18 protein-coding genes are annotated in these 18,231 nt (G+C 58.7%); all 18 read left to right on the forward strand.

The features are described from left to right. On the forward strand, positions 1–1,107 hold a 1,107-nt coding region (locus tag B5F79_RS06460), incomplete at its 5' end, for an LCP family protein (RefSeq protein ID WP_087219095.1). A gap of 349 nt (positions 1,108–1,456) precedes the next feature. Beyond that, on the forward strand, positions 1,457–2,002 hold the full coding sequence (loaP, locus tag B5F79_RS06465) for an antiterminator LoaP (RefSeq protein WP_087219098.1): 546 nt from the start codon (positions 1,457–1,459) through the stop codon (positions 2,000–2,002). Between the two features lie 10 nt (positions 2,003–2,012). Further along, the gene (locus B5F79_RS06470; RefSeq protein WP_087219100.1) at positions 2,013–2,705 is read left to right on the forward strand and encodes a sugar transferase; all 693 of its coding nucleotides are present in this window, start codon (positions 2,013–2,015) and stop codon (positions 2,703–2,705) included. Positions 2,706–2,770: 65 nt separating this feature from the next. Next, the gene (locus B5F79_RS06475) at positions 2,771–3,883 is read left to right on the forward strand and encodes a glycosyltransferase family 4 protein (protein WP_087219337.1); all 1,113 of its coding nucleotides are present in this window, start codon (positions 2,771–2,773) and stop codon (positions 3,881–3,883) included. Continuing rightward, entirely contained in the window at positions 3,880–5,049 is a 1,170-nt protein-coding gene (locus B5F79_RS06480; RefSeq protein WP_087219102.1) for a polysaccharide pyruvyl transferase family protein, read from the forward strand. The genes B5F79_RS06475 and B5F79_RS06480 overlap by 4 nt, the downstream gene beginning before the upstream one ends. Continuing rightward, complete coding sequence (locus tag B5F79_RS06485) at positions 5,049–6,110, forward strand: acyltransferase family protein (protein ID WP_087219105.1); 1,062 nt, start codon at positions 5,049–5,051, stop codon at positions 6,108–6,110. Before B5F79_RS06480 ends, B5F79_RS06485 begins: the two co-directional genes overlap by 1 nt. Then, positions 6,107–7,231 carry a glycosyltransferase family 1 protein gene (locus B5F79_RS06490; RefSeq protein WP_087219108.1) on the forward strand — a complete coding sequence of 375 codons (1,125 nt, stop codon included), beginning with the start codon at positions 6,107–6,109 and terminating at the stop codon, positions 7,229–7,231. Before B5F79_RS06485 ends, B5F79_RS06490 begins: the two co-directional genes overlap by 4 nt. Before the next feature lie 84 nt (positions 7,232–7,315). Next, complete coding sequence (locus B5F79_RS06495; RefSeq protein ID WP_143786261.1) at positions 7,316–8,509, forward strand: hypothetical protein; 1,194 nt, start codon at positions 7,316–7,318, stop codon at positions 8,507–8,509. Between the two features lies 1 nt (position 8,510). Beyond that, entirely contained in the window at positions 8,511–9,695 is a 1,185-nt protein-coding gene (locus B5F79_RS06500) for a glycosyltransferase family 2 protein (protein ID WP_087219114.1), read from the forward strand. Between the two features lie 16 nt (positions 9,696–9,711). Beyond that, complete coding sequence (locus tag B5F79_RS06505) at positions 9,712–10,806, forward strand: glycosyltransferase (RefSeq protein ID WP_087219117.1); 1,095 nt, start codon at positions 9,712–9,714, stop codon at positions 10,804–10,806. A 7-nt stretch (positions 10,807–10,813) separates the two neighbouring features. Next, positions 10,814–11,977, forward strand: coding sequence for a glycosyltransferase (locus tag B5F79_RS06510; protein ID WP_158094859.1), 1,164 nt, complete (start codon positions 10,814–10,816; stop codon positions 11,975–11,977). Between the two features lie 7 nt (positions 11,978–11,984). After that, complete coding sequence (locus tag B5F79_RS06515) at positions 11,985–12,998, forward strand: glycosyltransferase family 2 protein (RefSeq protein ID WP_087219123.1); 1,014 nt, start codon at positions 11,985–11,987, stop codon at positions 12,996–12,998. Positions 12,999–13,144: 146 nt separating this feature from the next. Continuing rightward, on the forward strand, positions 13,145–13,759 hold the full coding sequence (locus tag B5F79_RS06520; RefSeq protein WP_087219340.1) for a glycosyltransferase family 2 protein: 615 nt from the start codon (positions 13,145–13,147) through the stop codon (positions 13,757–13,759). Between the two features lie 509 nt (positions 13,760–14,268). Beyond that, positions 14,269–15,582, forward strand: a complete 1,314-nt coding sequence (locus tag B5F79_RS06525) for a nucleotidyltransferase domain-containing protein (RefSeq protein WP_087219126.1) — start codon at positions 14,269–14,271, stop codon at positions 15,580–15,582. Next, positions 15,579–15,959, forward strand: coding sequence for a PqqD family protein (locus tag B5F79_RS06530; RefSeq protein WP_087219129.1), 381 nt, complete (start codon positions 15,579–15,581; stop codon positions 15,957–15,959). The genes B5F79_RS06525 and B5F79_RS06530 overlap by 4 nt, the downstream gene beginning before the upstream one ends. Beyond that, positions 15,956–17,023, forward strand: coding sequence for a radical SAM protein (locus B5F79_RS06535; RefSeq protein WP_087219132.1), 1,068 nt, complete (start codon positions 15,956–15,958; stop codon positions 17,021–17,023). The genes B5F79_RS06530 and B5F79_RS06535 overlap by 4 nt, the downstream gene beginning before the upstream one ends. Continuing rightward, the gene (locus B5F79_RS06540; protein WP_087219135.1) at positions 17,023–17,403 is read left to right on the forward strand and encodes a hypothetical protein; all 381 of its coding nucleotides are present in this window, start codon (positions 17,023–17,025) and stop codon (positions 17,401–17,403) included. Before B5F79_RS06535 ends, B5F79_RS06540 begins: the two co-directional genes overlap by 1 nt. 100 nt (positions 17,404–17,503) lie before the next feature. Further along, entirely contained in the window at positions 17,504–18,229 is a 726-nt protein-coding gene (locus tag B5F79_RS06545) for a hypothetical protein (RefSeq protein ID WP_143786262.1), read from the forward strand. Positions 18,230–18,231: the final 2 nt, after the last annotated feature.

Below are 18,231 nucleotides of genomic sequence, written 5' to 3' on the forward strand. Positions count from 1 at the left end.
GGCGCGGGGCGTGCGGGGGATGAGGGCTCCGCGGGGTCCGGCGGCCAGCGCGGCCCGGCCCGGCGCCGGGTGCCGGTGGCGGCGAAGGTGCTCCTTGTCCTTCTCGCGCTCATTGCCGTGATCGCCGCGGCATGCTGGGCGTGGGTCAGCAGCCTCTCCGCCTCCATGAGCCTGGACGAGGAGGACCGTGACGCCCTAAACGAGGTGCTGGTGGGCACGGAGGAGGGTGACGGGAGCGAGGCCTTCTACACGCTCATTCTTGGTTCTGACGCAAGGCAGGACGACACGTTCGCCCGCTCCGACGTGCTCATGCTCGCCCGCGTGGACGTGTCCTCCGGCTTGGTCACGTTTGTCTCCATCCCGCGCGACACCATGGTCTACGACGAGTCGGGCGCCGTCCAGAAGATCAACGCCGCCTACAACGAGGGCCCCGCCGCAGCGGTGAAGGCCGTCTCCGAGTTCGCGGGGGTGGACATCTCGCACTATGTCGAGGTGGACTTCGAGGGCCTGGAGTCGGTGGTGGATGCGCTCGGGGGCGTCTTGGTGGACGTTCCGGAGGACATAGAGGCCGGCAACGGCGGCATGTCCTTCTCGGCAGGGGAGCAGGTCATGGACGGCGAGCAGGCGCTTGCGTATGCCCGGGAGCGCTACACCGTGAGCGGTGGCGACTTCGGCCGCGCGCAGGCCCAGCGACAGATCGCCACCGCCATAGTTAAGCAGGTGCTTGCGAGCAACCCGCTCCAGATTCCGGGACTCGTGTCCTCGCTGGCGAGCTCCATCACAACGGACCTCTCCATAGCCGACATCGTCTCGTACGCGATGGAGCTCCAGGGCGCGGCCGCGGACCTCACGCTCTACTCTGCCGTGACGCCGAGCTACGCGCTCGAGCAGGACGGCGTCTCCTACGTGGCCACCATGTATGTGGAGTGGGGAGAGATGATGCGCCGCACGGACGCCGGACTTGACCCCTCCACCACCGTGGACGAGGTCCCCGCAGAGCAGCGGCAGAACGAGCGCCTGGGAGCGGCGACAAACGCCGCAGGGCCCCGCGACTATGCGGAGCTGGCAGCGTCCTCGCCCCTCACCTCGCGCGACACGGCGGGCTGAGATACATCACCCGTTATGTCCCGGTAAGCCCCTGAGCAGCAGCTTGTTATGCTCCGGCTCTGGGCTTGTGCAGACATGGAGCATCGCCAGAACGAGCGGCGCGCATTCAGGAACGTAGCGCCTGAGCGATAGTACCCCCCGACCCTTCAACTAGAAATAGATGAGGGGCAAAAGCCCCGGCGCGCGCCGTCTGGCGCTCGCCCGCATATCTTGCTCTAAAGGGGACCGTGCCTGGCGCAGGGCCCGGAGGTGCAGGAGAACGAATACGTCTTTCACGCTGGGCAACCCGGGCAGCGAAGCCTCTGAGCTTCACGCCCGGTTGTCGTTTCAGGCGAGATGGGGGTCAGCCATGGCACCGAGCTCCGGGGGCGCTCATTCGTCCCGCTGGTACGTCATACAGGTCGTCACCGGCAAGGAGGAGGCAATGTGCCGCCTCATCGAGCGCCTGGCGCCCGAGGGGAGCCTCGAGGAGTGCTTCACGCCGCGCTACGCCACGGAGATGAAGGTGCGCGGCCAGTGGGTCCCCGCTAAGAAGCCGCTCTTCCCCGGCTACATCATCGCCGCGAGCAGCCACGTTGACCTTCTGGCAGAGACGCTGAGAAGAACCCCGGAGTTCACGCGCCTGCTGAGCGTTGGAGAGACGTTCGTTCCCCTGCACGAGGAGGACCAGGCATGGATAGGAGCCTTCACCAAGCGGGGAGACCGCACCGTGCCCATGTCCACCGGAGTGATGGAGGGCGACCGCGTGGTCGTGCTCGACGGCCCCCTGGTGGGCTGCGAGGCCATGATCAAGAGCGTCAACCGTCACAAGAGCCTCGCCATCCTGGAGTTCGAGATATGCGGCCGTAGGGTTGCGACCAAGGTTGGACTGGGGATTGTACGAAGGCGCAAGTGAGATCGAGGTAATGCCCGCGGGTGCTCTGCCCCGTCAGGCGGACGGGCTGTCCGTGCGGGATGACCTCGAGCGCATTGCCGCGGGAATCGATGACAGGCCGCTCTATCGCGTCCTCAAGCGACTCTTTGACATCGCGTTCAGCCTTGCCGTGCTGGTCTTGCTCTCGCCCGTCCTGCTGGTGACGGCGCTCGTCATCTGGCTGGACGACCCCAAGGGCTCGCCCCTGTTCTTCCAGGAGCGCGTGGGCAAGCGGGGGACCACGTTCCGCATGGTCAAGTTCCGCACCATGTGCATCGATGCGGAGGACAGGCTCGGCGACCTCATGCACGCGAACGAGAAGGACGGTCCGGTCTTCAAGATCGCCGAGGACCCGCGCGTGACGCGCGTGGGGCGTCTGCTGCGCAAGACCTCGCTGGACGAGATGCCCCAGTTCTGGAACGTGCTCGTGGGGGACATGTCCGTGGTGGGGCCGCGCCCCGCCCTTCCGCGCGAGGTCAGCGAGTACACCTATCGCGACCGCCTGCGTCTTGCGGTGCGCCCCGGAATCACGTGCTACTGGCAGGTGCAGCGCCGTCGCGACGTCATTCCGTTCCAGGAGTGGGTCGACCTCGACCTGTCCTACATCCAAAACGCGAGCATGGGGGTCGACCTCATGCTCATCGCAAAGACCGTGGGCTGCGTGCTCACGGCACAGGGGGAATAGGCGACATCGTAGGGCCGCGAGCACAATCGAATACAGGAAAGCGCCTGCTGTTCGTGGTCGAGGCCATGGGCGGCGGCGTTTTCACGTATGTCGTCAGCCTGGCAAACCGCCTGGTTGAGAGCTACGACGTCTATCTCGCGTACGCAGTGCGCCCGCAGACGCCGGAGGACTACCGCGACTTCTTTGATTCGCGCGTCCGCCTCATCGAGGTCAGGGACCTCGTCCGTCAGATAAGCCCGCGGCACGACCTCAGGGCGCTTCTGGAGCTCGTGAGGATTGGCGGAGAGGTGCGCCCCGACGTCATTCACCTGCACTCCTCCAAGGCGGGGGTCCTGGGCAGGCTCGCGTACTGGCGTGCGGGCGTGCCGCTGTTCTACACGCCCCACGGCTACAGCTTCCTCATGAAGCAGGCGGGTGCCCCCAAGCGCGCGCTCTATCGCCTCATGGAGCTCGTCATGGCGCGGGTGCGCTGCACCACCATCGCCTGCAGCAAGGGTGAGCTGGACGAGGCCCTGTCTCTCTCCAAGCGAGCCCTTCTCGTCAACAACGGGATCGACCCGGAGGAGATCGACGCCTGTCTGGAGCGGGCGCTGGGCGAGAAGAACCTTGAGCCCCGGGAGCGGGATGCGTACACGGTGTTCACGATCGGGCGCATCTGCGACCAGAAGAACCCCGAGCTCTTCAACCGGATTGCCCTTTCCTTGCCGGACCTGAGGTTCCTTTGGATTGGTGACGGGGAGCTGCGCGACGCCCTCACGGCATCCAACATCGAGGTCACCGGCTGGCTGGGCCGCCAAGAGGTGCTGGCGCTTGCCAGCCAGGCGGACTGCTTCCTCCTCCCGTCTCTGTGGGAGGGCCTGCCCATATCGCTCCTGGAGGCCATGTACCTGGGCAAGCCCTGTGTGGTGAGCGATGTGATAGGCAACCGCGACGTCATCAGGGACGGCGAGAACGGCTTTGTGTGCGGCACGCTCGAGCAGTTCGTGCGCGCGATTCGCGAGGCTGCAAGGGCGGAGGTCGCCGCACCCCTGCGCGAGGCGGCGCTCCGGGACATCAGGGACACGTATAACGTTGAGGCGATGGCGCGGAGCTACGAGAGTATCTACGAGCAGGCGCTGCGAGGTGCCTCCGAGTGCGGCGGCGCCTCTGCCAAGCGGGCCGCGGGAGGGCTGCTGTGAGCAAAGTCGCCCTCGTGACCTGCTACTTTCATCCCAACTACGGGAGCGCGCTGCAGGCCTATGCCACGCAGCGCATCTTTGATGTCTGGGGCGTTCCGTGTGAGACCGTCTGCATCGACGGTGTGCGCCGGGAGCTCGATGCCGCCAAGACGCGCTTTTACCTGCGCAGGATTTGGGATCCGCAGATTCTGACGGGAACGGTGGCGCGCATCGGGCGCAAGAAGGCGCAGGCGTGGCTGCACCGCGACACGTTCGGCGGAAAGATCGCCGCGCGGCGTGAGAAGTTCGCGTCATTCCAGCAGAAACACTTCCGGCTCTCGCCGGCCTACGCCTCGCGCGCGGAGCTCACAGAGGCCTGCTCGCGATATTCAACGGTGCTGGTGGGAAGCGACCAGCTGTGGCTTCCCTCCAACATTGCCGCGGATTACTACACCCTAAGCTGGGTGCCCGACGATGTGAACAAGGTCTCGTACGCCACGAGCTTCGGTGCGCCGTTTTTGCCCAAGGAGCAGCAGCGCCAGGCACGGGAGTTCCTGCCGCGCTTTCAGCATCTGTCGGTGCGCGAACAGTCAGCGGTGGAGATGGTCCGCGCGTACACGGGCTTGACCGCCCAGTTGGTCTGCGATCCCACGCTGCTGTTCACGGCGCAGGAGTGGCTGGACATCCAGCCGGAGCAACCGGTGGTGGAAGGGGAGTACATCCTCTGCTATTTCCTGGGCAACAACACGAAGGACCGCGCTTTCGCTCAGCGTCTGCGCGCAGCGACGGGGTGCAAGATCGTGGCGCTTTTGCACCTGGACGAGTACATCGCCGCGGACGAGGGCTATGCCGACGAGACCCCGTATGACATCGGTCCCGGCGAGCTGCTCAACCTGATCCGCCATGCGCGCTACATCGTGACTGATTCCTTCCATGGCAGCGTTTTCTCGTTGCTGTACCGCAAGACCTTTTTCACCTCTCGTCGGGTGGCCAAAGAGGGCCTGCTGTGCACCAATAACCGCTTGGACTCGCTGTTTGACACGCTGGGCGTGACCGGCCGGCTCATCACAGGCGACGAGGACGTGGAGGAGTGCCTCGCGCGCCAGCTGGATTTTGACGCGGTTCACAAGCGCATTGCGGAGCTGCGACAGGCGAGCGCGGGGTATCTGAGGGCGAGTGTTGAGTGATGGCGAACGCCCCTGCTCTTTCAACAAGAGCGAAGATCAATCATCGAATCGACTACTACAAAGGCCTGGCGTGCATCCTAGTTGTATTCATCCACGCCAGATTTCCGTCCCCCTTCGGCGAAGCGATTGTTTTTGTTGCCCGCGCTGCGGTTCCGTTTTTCTTTATGGTTTCGGGCTTCTTTGCGTACAAAGTCGATGAGGATCTGATGCTTCAGGGCATCCCGAGAAAAGCGAAGCACATTGCATGCATTGCATTTTGGTCGTGCCTGTATAACTTTGCATGCGAGCTGCTTGTGGCGGTTGTTTCTGGCACCAATCTGCTTGCGTGGCTTCAGGATACGTCCTCTCCTCTTGATGTATTCCTGTGGGTGGTGTTTAACAACGCCATACCGGGAATGCACCTCTGGTTTCTCTTTGCCCTGCTATATTGCTACGGAGCGCTCTATCTACTAGCCAAGATGCGGGGTGTGAAGATCGCCTATCTCGTAATTCCAGCGCTGTTCGCATGCTGTTGGGTGCAGCAGAGCTTTCAGCTTGTCACGCTGGGATTGCCGGAGAAGCTGGTACCGGTTCTAAGCAGAAACTGGCTGTTCGAGGGAATGCCATTTTTCTTAATGGGGCATTATTTGGCGAGCAAAAAAGATACCTTGACGAGCAGATTGAGCAGAGTGGGATCTTCGTGCATTCTTCCGGTTGTGTGCGTGGGATCTGTTCTCGGAAGCATCCTCGAGGGGTGTGTTCTGGGCAATCAGTCTGAGCTCCTGCTGTTTACACCCTCTTTAACCGCAAGCTGTTTCATAGCTGCTCTCATAAAGCCTGAGACTTCGGGTTTATTCGAAATAACAGCGGAGAAGATAGGGCGGCGCTACTCGCTTCTTATCTATGTAATCCACTGGAGCATCTTCAAAGCGGTTGATCTGCTCATTCAGTTGCGCGGCCTGCAAAGCAATGTGGCTATCAGATGGATTGAACCGATCGGGGTGGTTTGTATCAGCTTGTTGGTAGCTGTGGTCTTCACCAAGGTGCAGACCTTGATAAAGCCGAGGGGCGCCGAGGCATGACGCAAGGCAAGGTCCTGCTCTTTGTCGACCGCATGCGCGTGGGCGGCATCCAGACGTTGTTGGTCGAGCTGATCGATCAGTTTTTGGCGGCCGGTCAGCCTTGCGAGCTGCTGCTGTTGGACGATGGCGAGCACTACGACCTGGAAGACGAGGTGCGTGCCCGCATTCCGGTGCACAAGCTGGAAGGCGTTTGGGTGCGGAAGCCGCAGGACTTTGTTCGCTATAGCCATGCGGTGCAGCGTTTCTTTGCCGAACACCACGACTATAGTGCGGTTCATCTTAACTCTGGTCCCAAAAACTATTCGATTCTGCGTTTTGCCAAGCGCTACGGCATTCCGGTGCGCATCGCCCATGCGCACAATACGGGGTTTCAGACCAGTTCCTCGGCGGAGCGGTTGCTCGGCACCTGCTTGAAGGCGCCGCTGCGCCATTACGCCAACACGTATCTGGCGTGTTCCGACCGTGCAGGCGACTGGTTGTTTGGACGCCGTCGGATGAAGAACGGTAGCGTCACCGTACTGCCGAACGGCATTCCCCTGAGGGAGTTTGCCTTTGGCCAAGAGGCTCGCTGCCAGGTGCGCACGGAGTGGCAAGTTGGCGATACCACGCTGGTGGTCGGCCACGTGGGGCGTTTTACCGCCCAGAAGAACCACGGCTTTTTGCTGGACATCTTCGCCGAGCTGCACCGTGAGCAGCCGGATTCGATTCTGGTTCTTGCAGGCATCGGCGAGCTGCAGCAGGCGGCTCGCCAAAAGGCAGAAGAGCTCGGCCTTGCGGAGGCGGTGCGCTTCCTGGACTTCCGTTCAGATGTGGCGTGCCTGCTGCAAGGGATGGACGTCTTCGTGATGCCGTCGCTGTACGAGGGTTTTCCGGTCACCGCCGTAGAGGCGCAGGCAACGGGACTGCCCTGCGTGTTTTCGGACACCATCACGCGCGAGGCAAAAATCCTCAACGCGGTGGAGTATCTTCCCCTCGATGCGCCGTTGCAGCAATGGACTGACGCCATTCTTCGTTTGGTGGGCACCACGCAGCGCGATGCCTGTTACCAGGAGCTGGCTCGCAAGGGATACGACGTCAAGACGATGGCGGAAAGGTTGCTGCACATTTACCGCGCCGCCTAATCCGGTAGCCGCGGTAAGCCGAACGTTATGAACAGGTCGTTTGCAGAGAAACATCCCATTTTGGGCATGAGAGTGGACAGCCGCGTGCTGATCGCCCTCTTTCCCATGCTGATTATCCTAGGCAAGGTGGTTCGCTGGACCGTCATGCGGGGCACCCTCATCAACTACAGCAAGGGATGGGGATTGGTTGAACCCATCATGCAGGGCGATTGGAACTGGCAGTTCTTCGGTCTCGAGGAGGTGACCGAGGGCAACATCGGCCAAGGCGATAACGTCATTACCTTCTTCAAGGCGCTGTGGACGACCATTTGGATGAAGCTGCCGGCAACGTTTGAGGAATTCGAGATCTTCATCACCGTTACCTTCGGTATTCTGTTTGTGCTCGTGTTGCTCGGCATGCGCAGACGGCTTCCGCTCGTCGAGGCGGTGTGCATCTGCCTTGCGTGCGGCGTTATGAGCGTCTACTGCCTCTGCCTGAGCAAAGAGCCTTTTCAGATGGTGTTTTTCCTGCTCATGTACGCTGTGCTCCACAGCGACCTTATCCCCGAGCGGCAAAAGCTGTATTGGGGCTACGGCGTAGTCCTGCTGAGTGCGTGCTGCTTCCGTACCTACTACACGCTGATTCTCGTGTTTGCGATTGCGTGCCAGTGGTATCTGGGCCGCATGCGCCGTCGAGCTCGCCCGCGGCGACAGCTCGGCTCCGCGCCGATGCGTTGGACGTCAATTGCACAGCTGTATCTGCTGGCCGTGGTCGTGTACTTTGCGATGATGGCCGTTTTCTCCGTTGCGAATGGCCAGCTGTACGATCGCTTCCAAGACACCCTGCTTTATGCCAGTGAGGCGTCGGGCAGCAGCAACACCTACATCGAGAACGCGCTTTCGATCAATGAGGACAACCCCAATATCCTCAGCGTTACGGCTGAATATGCCCTGGTCATCCTGAGGCTTCTGTTCCCCGTCGAGCTTGTGGGCAACGGGCCGAAGTACTGGCCGTACATCATCTATCAGCTTTGCATGACCGTGTTCCTCCTAAGGGGTCTGCGAAATTGCCGCACCAACACGCGCGCACAGAACGCTGCCCTGATCATCTTCCTGGGCTATGTATTTGCCTCCGCAGCCTTTGAGGTGGACTTCGGTTCGTGGGTACGACATTGTGCGGTGACGACGCCGGTTGTTTTGGTTCTGTCTGGCATCTGCCCGACGGCGCACTCTCGTGCGACGGAAGGTGAGCGTCTGGTCGAACAGGCTTCCCAAGCAGAAATGCTCACGGTGGGTTGATATGCGTAAGCGGCTCACGGGATATCTGTTTGGAACAATTCGCCCCGCATGGTTGGCGTCGTTGCTCAAGGGGGCGGTCAACCGCTCGCTGGATCTTGTCTATTGGGGAAACGAACAGCTGCGCAAGCGGGGAGCGACGCAAACTGCTCAGCTGCCGAGCGGTGGGGAGGCGAGGGGCCTGCTTGATCGCACCTCGCCAAAGCCGCGGGCAGCACGTCCCGTTCAGTCAGCAGCATGCGAGCCGGGCATTGCGATTTCCGTTATCGTTCCCGTCTACAACGTAGAGCCCTTTGTTGGGCGTTGCCTCGATTCGCTCAAAGGGCAAGAGGGAGATGTTCCAGCAGAGTTCATCGTTGTCGACGATGGGTCGACAGATGGAAGCGGCGAGATAGTCGACGCGTATCGCTCGGAACCTCGCTTCCGAATTGTCCATCAGCACAACCAGGGGTATTCCGGAGCTAGGAACACCGGCTTGGAGCTTGCTCGCGGTAGGTACATTTGCTTTGTTGATTCAGACGACTACGTGGAGCCAACATTCTTGCAAACGTTGCTCACCGCAGCGGAAAAGAACAGCGCCGACATTGCGGAAGTGGGCTACTACAAGCTATTTGAAGACGGTACCAAGAAACACATGCTCCATCCCGCAACGGTGCTCCGCGGCGATCGGTCGAGTGCCATATTCCAGTATCCCGGCTTCTTCTGGGGCAAGCTGTTTCGTCGCGAGCTGTTTGAGAGTGTCCGACTCCCGGAGGGCTATTGGTACGAGGACACCATCGTCCATTTCCTGCTGTTTCGGATGTGCGAAACCTTCGTGTATCTCCCGCAGCCGTTGTACGCGTACCGCATCAACGAGCGAGGCATTACCAAGAGTAGCGTCGGTAACCCGAAGGCGATCGATGCGTACTGGATTTTGGAATACTGCCTCGCCATGTCGGACCGTCTGCAGCTCAAGCGGGACGATGTGTTCTACGAGCAGCTGCTCTATCACTGCGGTTTCATCCTCTGGAGTCGAGTGAAATCCTTGTCGGAAGATGTCCAGATGGCGGCGTTTGTTCTTGCAGCCGATCTTGTCAAAAACAACCGAGTCGCTTCTCGTCGCAGGCCAACGTACCTGTATCGGGAAGTCGAGGACGCTTTGCTGCAGGGAGACTTCGCAAAGTGGTGTCTAGTATCAAGGTACATGTAGTGGGTGCTGTGCAAGCATGAGGATTCTGGTAACAGGCTTTACAGCAAATTACGGCGGCGTCGAGTCGCTCGTGATGGGCTACTACCGCGAGATGAAGAAGCTGGATGACGCGCTCGTTTTCGATCTGCTGGGATATGCGGACGAGCCGGCGTACAGGGAGGAGATCGCGCGGCTTGGCGGCAAGGTCTATACCGTTCCATCTCCAAAGCATGCGGGCCACAGAAAGGCCCTCAAAGAGTTCTTCCATGTGCATGGCGGCGAATACGATGCGCTGTGGTGCAACAAATGCGATCTGCATGACATCGGCTATCTCCAAGCAGCGAGGAGCTGCATTCCAAAGCGGATTCTGCATGCCCATAGCTCCAGGCTCAACTACGATGGTGTGAGAATGTGGCTGTTTGGCTTCCTGCACCGGGTCCATAAGGCTCAAGCTTCTGCTTGCGCCACCGATCTGTGGGCGTGTTCCGATTGGGCGGCCGAATGGATGTTCCCACGGCACAAGTTTAGTGACGTTCGATTCGTTCCTAACGCGATTCGCCTCGAGACGTTCACGTTTGATGGGGAAGCGCGACAAGCGTATCGCGATCAGTTGAGCGTAAGTGGAACCGTATATGGCTGCGTGGGACGCCTGAATGAGAACAAGAACATAGCGTTCGCCCTGCGGGCGTTTCGGCATGTATGGGAACAGCAAAGAGATTCGTATCTTTTGGTTGTGGGAACGGGTGAACTTGAGGCGGCTCATAAAGCTGAGGCTGCGGCAATGCCCTGCAAGAACAACGTCATATTTCTCGGCATGCGTCAGGACGTTCCACAGTTGCTTCAAGCCATGGACTGTCTGCTCATGCCGTCGTTGTTCGAGGGTTTCCCGGTTGCTCCAATCGAGGCGCAAGCGGCGGGTCTCCCTGTATTTGCGGCGTCGGATGGCATAACGCCTCAGGCGCGGCTGACCGATCTCTTTCATTTCCTGCCCCTGTCCCTAGGTCCCGAGGGGTGGGCGGAGCAGATCCTAAAGGCCGACCTTGCGCGAAAAGATTGTCTGGGTGAATTGCGCGAAAAAGGGTTTGACATAACGGCGGCTGCTCAACAGCTGCTCGACGCTTTCAGGCAGTGAAATGGTCATGAGGAAGACGAAGCTTCTATTCATCATGGAGTCGCTCGGTATCGGCGGGGCTGAGAAAAGCCTGTTGACACTGCTGTCGAAATTGGACTATGACCGCTTCGACGTGTCCCTGTTCCTCTTTCGCCATAATGGCGAGCTCATGCAGTTCCTTCCTGCTGAAGTAAACCTTCTGCCGGAAGATACCAGCTTTGCCGTCTTTGCGAACAATCGGAAGACCGCGCCACTTGCGTATTTGCGCAGGGGAGACTTCGTTCGAGCTTGGTATAGCTTCTGCTATCTGATTGGTTGCGTATGGCAGCGCCTGACCAACAAGCCCTTGTACATCGGCTGGCATTTTGTACGACGCCTGTTTGGCGACAACGGCCTATCAGCAGATATTGCCATCGCCTATCTCGAACGTAAATGTGTGTATTTCACCGCAGAGAAGGTGAGCGCACCCTGCAAGATCGCTTTTGTTCACAACGACTATAGCGTGTATCCCCATGACGCTAAGCTGGATACGTGCTATTTCGCTGACTATCGGACAATCGCAACCGTCTCGAATCACTGTCGGCACGTGCTGGCTGAGCTATTTCCGCAATATGCCGAACGGTTTGCCGTGGTCAGGAACACGGTCTCCTCGTCGATGATTCGCCGTATGGCGCAAGAGCAGCTTCCGCAGGCGTTAGACAATGATGGGGCGCTGACGCTCGTTACTGTCGGCCGTTTGGTTGAGCAGAAGGGCTATGACAGGGCGATTAAGATTTGCCGGATGCTCGTAGACAAAGGCCTTTTGGTTCGTTGGTTCGCCGTTGGAGGTGGTCCCGCGCGCTCGGCTCTTGAGGAGCAAGTCGACAGGCTGGGCTTGCGACAGAACTTCGTCTTTGTCGGGGCGACCGCTAATCCCTATCCGTGGATGAATGCGGCCGATGTTTATGTGCAACCTTCACGTTTTGAAGGCTTTGGCATCACTGTTGCCGAGGCAAAGGCGCTTGGCAAACGCATCGTGTGCAGCGACATTCCGGAGTTTCGCGAGCAGCTAGAGGATTATCCCAATGCATGGCTCGCAGCTTCCGAGGAGGAGTTTTCACGAGCTATAGAGGTTGCCGCCAAGGTCCCCTTGCAGGCTTGCGAGACCGCGGAAGATTCGATAGACGCCTTTTATCGGTGTCTGGAGCGCTGAGGTCAAAATGGAAGCTCATGTCCAAGAGGCAGAATTGGATAAACAGCAAGCTTTAGTGTCGGTGATCGTGCCGATTTACAACGTGGAGAAGCATCTCGATCGATGCCTCGAGAGCATCCTGGGGCAGACCTACCGGAACCTCGAGATCCTCCTGATCGACGACGGTTCTACGGACGGCAGCCTGGAAATCATGAACCGCTATGCAGAACGGGATCCGCGCGTCCGCGTGTTCCACAAGGAGAACGGGGGCGTCTCCTCGGCACGTAACTTAGGGCTCGAGATGATGAGCGGCGAATACTGCACCTTCGTGGACCCGGACGATTACGTGGCCGAGGTGTATGTGGAATGGCTTTATGCTGCGTTAAACAAATATGAGGCGGACTTAGCTACTTGCGGGTTTTGCTCTGTAGGCCCGGATGATACGCCTACTTTGCCAGCGGAGGGAGCGCCGAATTGCTCACAAATTGACATGAGAGATTTTTCTTTGTTTGGCGAAGATGGCGGACATTCCTTTTTAGGTTGCTGGGCCGCGCTATACAAGAGCTCTTTGATGGACGGTTTGAGATTCGATGTTGATTTGTATTATGGAGAGGACACGCTGCTCTTTGTAAGTTATCTCACGAGGAGTAAGGTGCTGGTCGATATTAGGGACGACCTTTATGTCTATGTGCAACATGCAGGGTCTGCATGTCACCTCGAGTATAGCCCACGCCATTTAACCATTATTGAGGCGAGAAAGCGAAGCATCCTTGAGCTGCAGAACGCACCTAAAAAACTGTACCAGTCGTTGGTTGCGTGTCATTTGATGAATTGCAGCTTCGCTCTAACAGACATGTTCAACAGCCCGTATAAAGACTCCGATACGGTTCGATACCTCGTCAAAGAGCTTAGAAAATACCGCAAGGCGGTTGCCTACATTCCTAAAGAGAAAAAGGCGGTTCGTTTACGCGTGCGCGCTTCTATCGTATTTCCGCGATTGAGTTCATACCTACTACAGCGTTATTTTCATTGGAAAGAATAAACGCCTCGTAAAGTCTTGAGGCAGTCACTTATCGAATAAGCTCGAAATGGAATTCAACGGCCTCTAGCTGCTGCTTCTAGAATATCTCGATTAGCAGCCGTGTGTGGCAGAAGAGCGAAATGGGTCCGTATTTAGAGGGGATGAAAATGGGTCGCAACCGAGATTTGGTTTCCGTTATCGTCCCCGTTTATAACGTGGAGAAGCATCTGGATCAATGCCTCGAGAGCATCCTGGGGCAGACCTACCGGAACCTCGAGATCCTCCTGATCGACGACGGTTCGACGGACAGCAGCCTGGAAATCATGAACCGCTATGCAGAGCAGGACCCGCGCATCCGCGTGTTCCACAAGGAGAACGGGGGCGTCTCCTCGGCACGCAATATGGGCCTTGAAACGATGGGGGGGGGATACTGCACATTCGTAGATGCGGACGGCCATGTGTCAGAAAGGTACATCGAGCGACTCTATTGTGGGCTAAGGAAATACGATGCGGATTTGTCGATTTGCGGATACTGCTCTGTAGCGCCTAATGAAGAAGCTCGCTTTTCTTCAGATCACGATAAACAAATGAGCTGGGTAATACCTTCGACGGAGTTTTCCTTCTTTGAGAATGATTGTGGCTCGGCCCATTTCGTAAGCTGGGGAGCTCTTTACAAGAAATCGCTTATATCAGATTTGAGATTCGACGAGAGTATTTTCTATAGCGAGGATGCGTTGTTCTTTACAAATTATAAAGTACGAAGTAAAAAAGCGTTCGTATAAATGAGGAGCTATATGCCTACGTAAGGCACGAACAGTCTGCCACGCACGATGGTTACAATCCGAAAATGTGGACTGAAGTGAATGCTTGGAATGAAATCGTCAATCAAACGAAAAGCGGCCCTGCTAACCTACACAAGTCGGCAGAATCGTTTTATGTACTCAATTGCTCCGCGATTTTATCTCGCATGCTGTTCAGCCCGTACTATAAACCAGAGAAGGCGCGATATCTAATTCGAGAGATCCGAAGGCACTATAAGGCAATTTCTTACATACCCAGATCAAGATGTTTGCTTCGCAGCCGTTTGACTGCGACGCTGCTGTTTCCTCGACTAACTTCAGTTTTATTGAGATGCAAGGCGGAGGGTTTCCGGAATGCAAGCACTGCTTTGTTCCGAGCCGTTTTTCTCGATAGGGGAAAGACGGAGGAATGAATTTCGAGCATTGCATCTGAGCAAGGTTGTTCAGGCGGTTACCTTCTTTAACGCAGAGTTTTGTAGGAAAACAATCGTATGTTGAGTCTGCAATCGAACAACTTTATATCAGTGCTGCGCACAGCCTGCGGCAACAGTAAACAGCCGCTGTATCAGCCGGATTGGTCAGCCATGGCGCAGGTGGCTCGCGCCCAGTCGCTCACGGCGCTGTTTCACGAAGGCGCGCGCCAATACGACGAGTTCGTCTCATGGGATGCTCCCGAGCGCCAGCAGTTGCAGGCTGAAACCATGGCTTGCGTTGTCGGCCAGATGCAGCGTACTCAGCGGTTTTTGGGGCTATACCAAAAGCTATTGACTGCCGGCCTGCGCCCCATCGTGCTCAAGGGCATTCTTTGTCGCGTGCTGTATGGTCCCCTGGCTGACTACCGCCCTTCCTGCGACGAGGATCTTTACGTCCCGCCCGAGCAAATCGCTGCAGCGCACGAGGTCCTGCAGCAAAACGACTGGCAGATGACCTCTCATCCCGAGAGCCTCGCGGTTCCCGAAACCCTGCAGGTAATCGGCTACGAAGACGGGCAAGGCATCCTTCCGCTGGAGGTCCATCCCACGTGGGCCGGCACGGGCAGTCCGCGTCAGGATGCGGAGAACGCCTGCTTTGCCGCCGCGGACGAGCGCGCGGTTGTCGTCGAGGTGGAGGGCATTCCGCTCCTGTCGCTCGAGCCGACCGACCATTATCTGTACTTGTTCTTACACTTGGCGAAGCACTTTGAGCTTGCGGGTGTGGGGCTGCGGCAGATCATCGATCTCGCGCAGTTCCAGCGCGCGTATGACGATCAGATCGATTGGCGCCGCGTTCGCAGGGAGATTCGTGAGCTTTCATCCCCCAGCCTGCATGCAGATGCCATGCAGATCGCACGCCTTCTGGGTTTTGAGGTGCAGGAGCTGTTCCGCCCGGTCGATTCTGATCGGCTTCTGGACGACTGTCTGACCGGTGGCGTTTTCGGGTTCGCACGAGAAGGGCATGGGCGCGGAGCGATTCTTTCCATTGCTGCTCGCTATCCGACCAAGGCATCCCGTCTGCGGCGCCTGGTCGCCCCAAGTGTTTCGCAGCTCCAGGACGGCCGTCCGTGGTTGGTTGGGCGCCCATGGCTCCTTCCGGTCGCGTGGGCTCAGCGCGCCGGGAGGCTGATGTTCGACGGCAAATGGAGCCGCATCACGGCAGGAGCTCTGAAGGAGGCCCACCAACGACTGGAGCTTCTGCGCAGGTACGGCCTGGCAGCGGGAGAACAGGCGGCGCATCGGTCCGCTCAAGGCGGGGGTACCATAACAAATGACCCCTCAGAGCAGGGCCATGACCAGCACGACCAGACACCCGGAGGGGCGACGTCATGAAACTGAAGGATCAGCTCATCCTGCGCGAGGTCGCAGGGCAGTACGTTATCGTGCCTACGGGCAAGCGGGTGCAGGAAGTGACGTCGATCGTCTACATCTCGTCTTCCGCCGCGTACCTGTGGGAGTACATGAAGGACCACGAGTTCACGAGGGAAGACCTCGTCAATCGCATCATGGGACACTACGTAGGCGTGACGGAGGAAAAGGCCAGCGCCGACGTGGATCGGTTCCTCAAGATCCTTGAGGACAACAATATCCTCGATGACGGCGTGAAAAGGGGCAGGTCCGTCGCGCGCATGTCCAAGGAGTTTTTCGACAAGCTCTGGCCAGCCGGCGGTCCGTCAAAGCAGCGGGACGGCGGTGACGGCCAAGCATGACGCGCAACTTTGAGCCGGCATGCCGCCAGATGGACTGGCTTGACCCGTTCCACAAGCAGGTGTGGGAGAGAGCTTTTGCCGACGGCATCCCCATCTCGGGTACCTTTGAGCTGACGCCGCGCTGCAACTTCAACTGCAAGATGTGCTATGTTCATCTCAAAGCGGAGGACATTCCCCGCCATGGGCGCGAGCTGTCCGCCAAGGAGTGGCTGCGCATAGCAGAGGAAGCGCGTGACGCCGGGACCACGTGGGTCTGCGTGACCGGCGGCGAGCCGCTCATGCATCCGGAGTTCGAGGAGATCTGGACGGGTCTGGCCCAGATGGGCTTTTTTCTTACGCTGCAGACCAACGCCTCGCTGGTCAGCGGCAAGATGGCAAAGCTGCTGGAGCGGTATCCGCCCCGGCAGGCAAAGGTTACGCTCTACGGCACCACCGACGAGGTGTACGAGGCGGTCTGCGAGGTCAACGACGGCTTCACCCGCGTCAACGACGGCATTCACACGCTGATGAGCTTGGGTATTCCGGTTGAGCTGGTGAGCACCATCATCCAGCCCAACGATGGCGACGTGGAGAACATGGCGCTGTACGCCGTGCGCCACGGGCTCAAGTGGCTGCCGACGGGCAGCGTGAAGCCATCCCTTCGCGGCGCGCAGACAGATGCGGAGGCGGTCCGTCTGGAGCGCAAGAACATTCCAGCCTCGCTGCGGAAGATGGATTACTTCCTGGAGCATCCTGTCGATCCGGATAGGAAGCCGTGTACGTACTGCAAGGACTACCGCGTGGGCTACTGGATCACGTGGGAAGGCCAGATGCGGTTCTGCAGCTTCTTGAACGAACCATTCATTCCCGTGAGAGACCATTCATTCCGCTGGGCGTGGAATGCGCTCCTTGCATTTGAGGGCGAGTTAGACTGGCCGGATGAATGTCATGCCTGCTCAGCGCGGAAGGTTTGTTTCAAATGTGCCGCTTCGCTGGCATCAATGAGCGGCAGCCTGCATGAGGTTCCGAAATGGTATTGCGATAAGATTCGACAAATGTATGCGAATTTGAAAGGGCGCCCGTGATGGAAGGCGAGATCTACACCGAAGTGGACGCGAGCGTCCTGAATCCTGGAATCAGTACCATGGCGATGGTCTCGGGAGATTCTGAGCCTCCTGAGGGAGTAACCCCTGTCTTTATTTGGATTAGATGGCGCTATGACGACGCGACGGGCGAGGGCGGGTTCACCGGAAGTGGATGGTACGTCGGTGACTCCAACAACGTCCTTTCGGAGCACTATTCCACCGAGGAGGCTTTCATCAAAGATCTGCTAGCGAATGGAAAGCCATGGCTGGACAGCCTGCTCCAGGGTTGGGACGAAAGCAAGAAGATCATGTTCTTTGTGAATAATCAGGCTACCTTAGGAGCTGGTAATTGCTTTGATGCGGCGGTTTCAGGGGCATAGGTTGAAGGATAGGGCGTTCCGAGGGCCATTATTCTCGTTTGCCGACATCGTCCTGTACGTTGGAGACGCCACTCCTCAAGGAATGCTGGACAAGGCCTGGATGCGCTTTTCGTTTAATCGAGATTCCTCCGAGGACGTTGACATCACCCTCACCTGCGCAAGTCCCCTGTCCACCGACTACCTCGTAGAACGCTACCCTCTGCCTGAGGGCGTCGCGCAGGCATACCGCTACGGCTCCGATGTCCTCTTGGCAAACCAAGACCTCAGCGTCTGCACCATGCTGCCGCCGCTTGACCCCATGAGCTTCTCTGTATTGAGCAATCAGGTGTTCTACACCCACGCCGCCCGTCGCCAGATGCTGCAGCTCCACTGCGCCACCGTGGACGACGAGGGGCGGGGCATCCTGTTCCTCGGTCCCTCCGGCATCGGCAAGACCACGCAGGCGGAGCGCTGGGCCCAGTATCGGGGGTCCTCCATCATCAACGGCGACATCGGGCTCGTGCAGCGCACGGACGAGGGATACGTCGCCTGGGGTACCCCGTGGCACGGTTCCTCCCCTTATTGCCTGAATGCCAGCGTACCCGTCAAGGCGCTGGTGGTGCTCAAGCAGGCGCCCGAGAACCGGCTGCGCGAGCTTGCGGGCTTTGAAAAGGTAGGCGAGGTCTCCGGCAGCGTGTTCTATCCCACGTGGCTCGAGGACGGCATGGGGCTCTGCACGGACACGCTCAACCATCTCCTGACCGACCTGCCGGTCTATCGCTTGGACAACCGTGCCGACGAGGAGGCTGTCAACCTGCTGGCAGCCGAGCTCGACCGCATCTCATAGCC

Source organism: Olsenella sp. An285, assembly GCF_002159625.1.
GTDB lineage: Bacteria > Actinomycetota > Coriobacteriia > Coriobacteriales > Atopobiaceae > Thermophilibacter > Thermophilibacter avicola.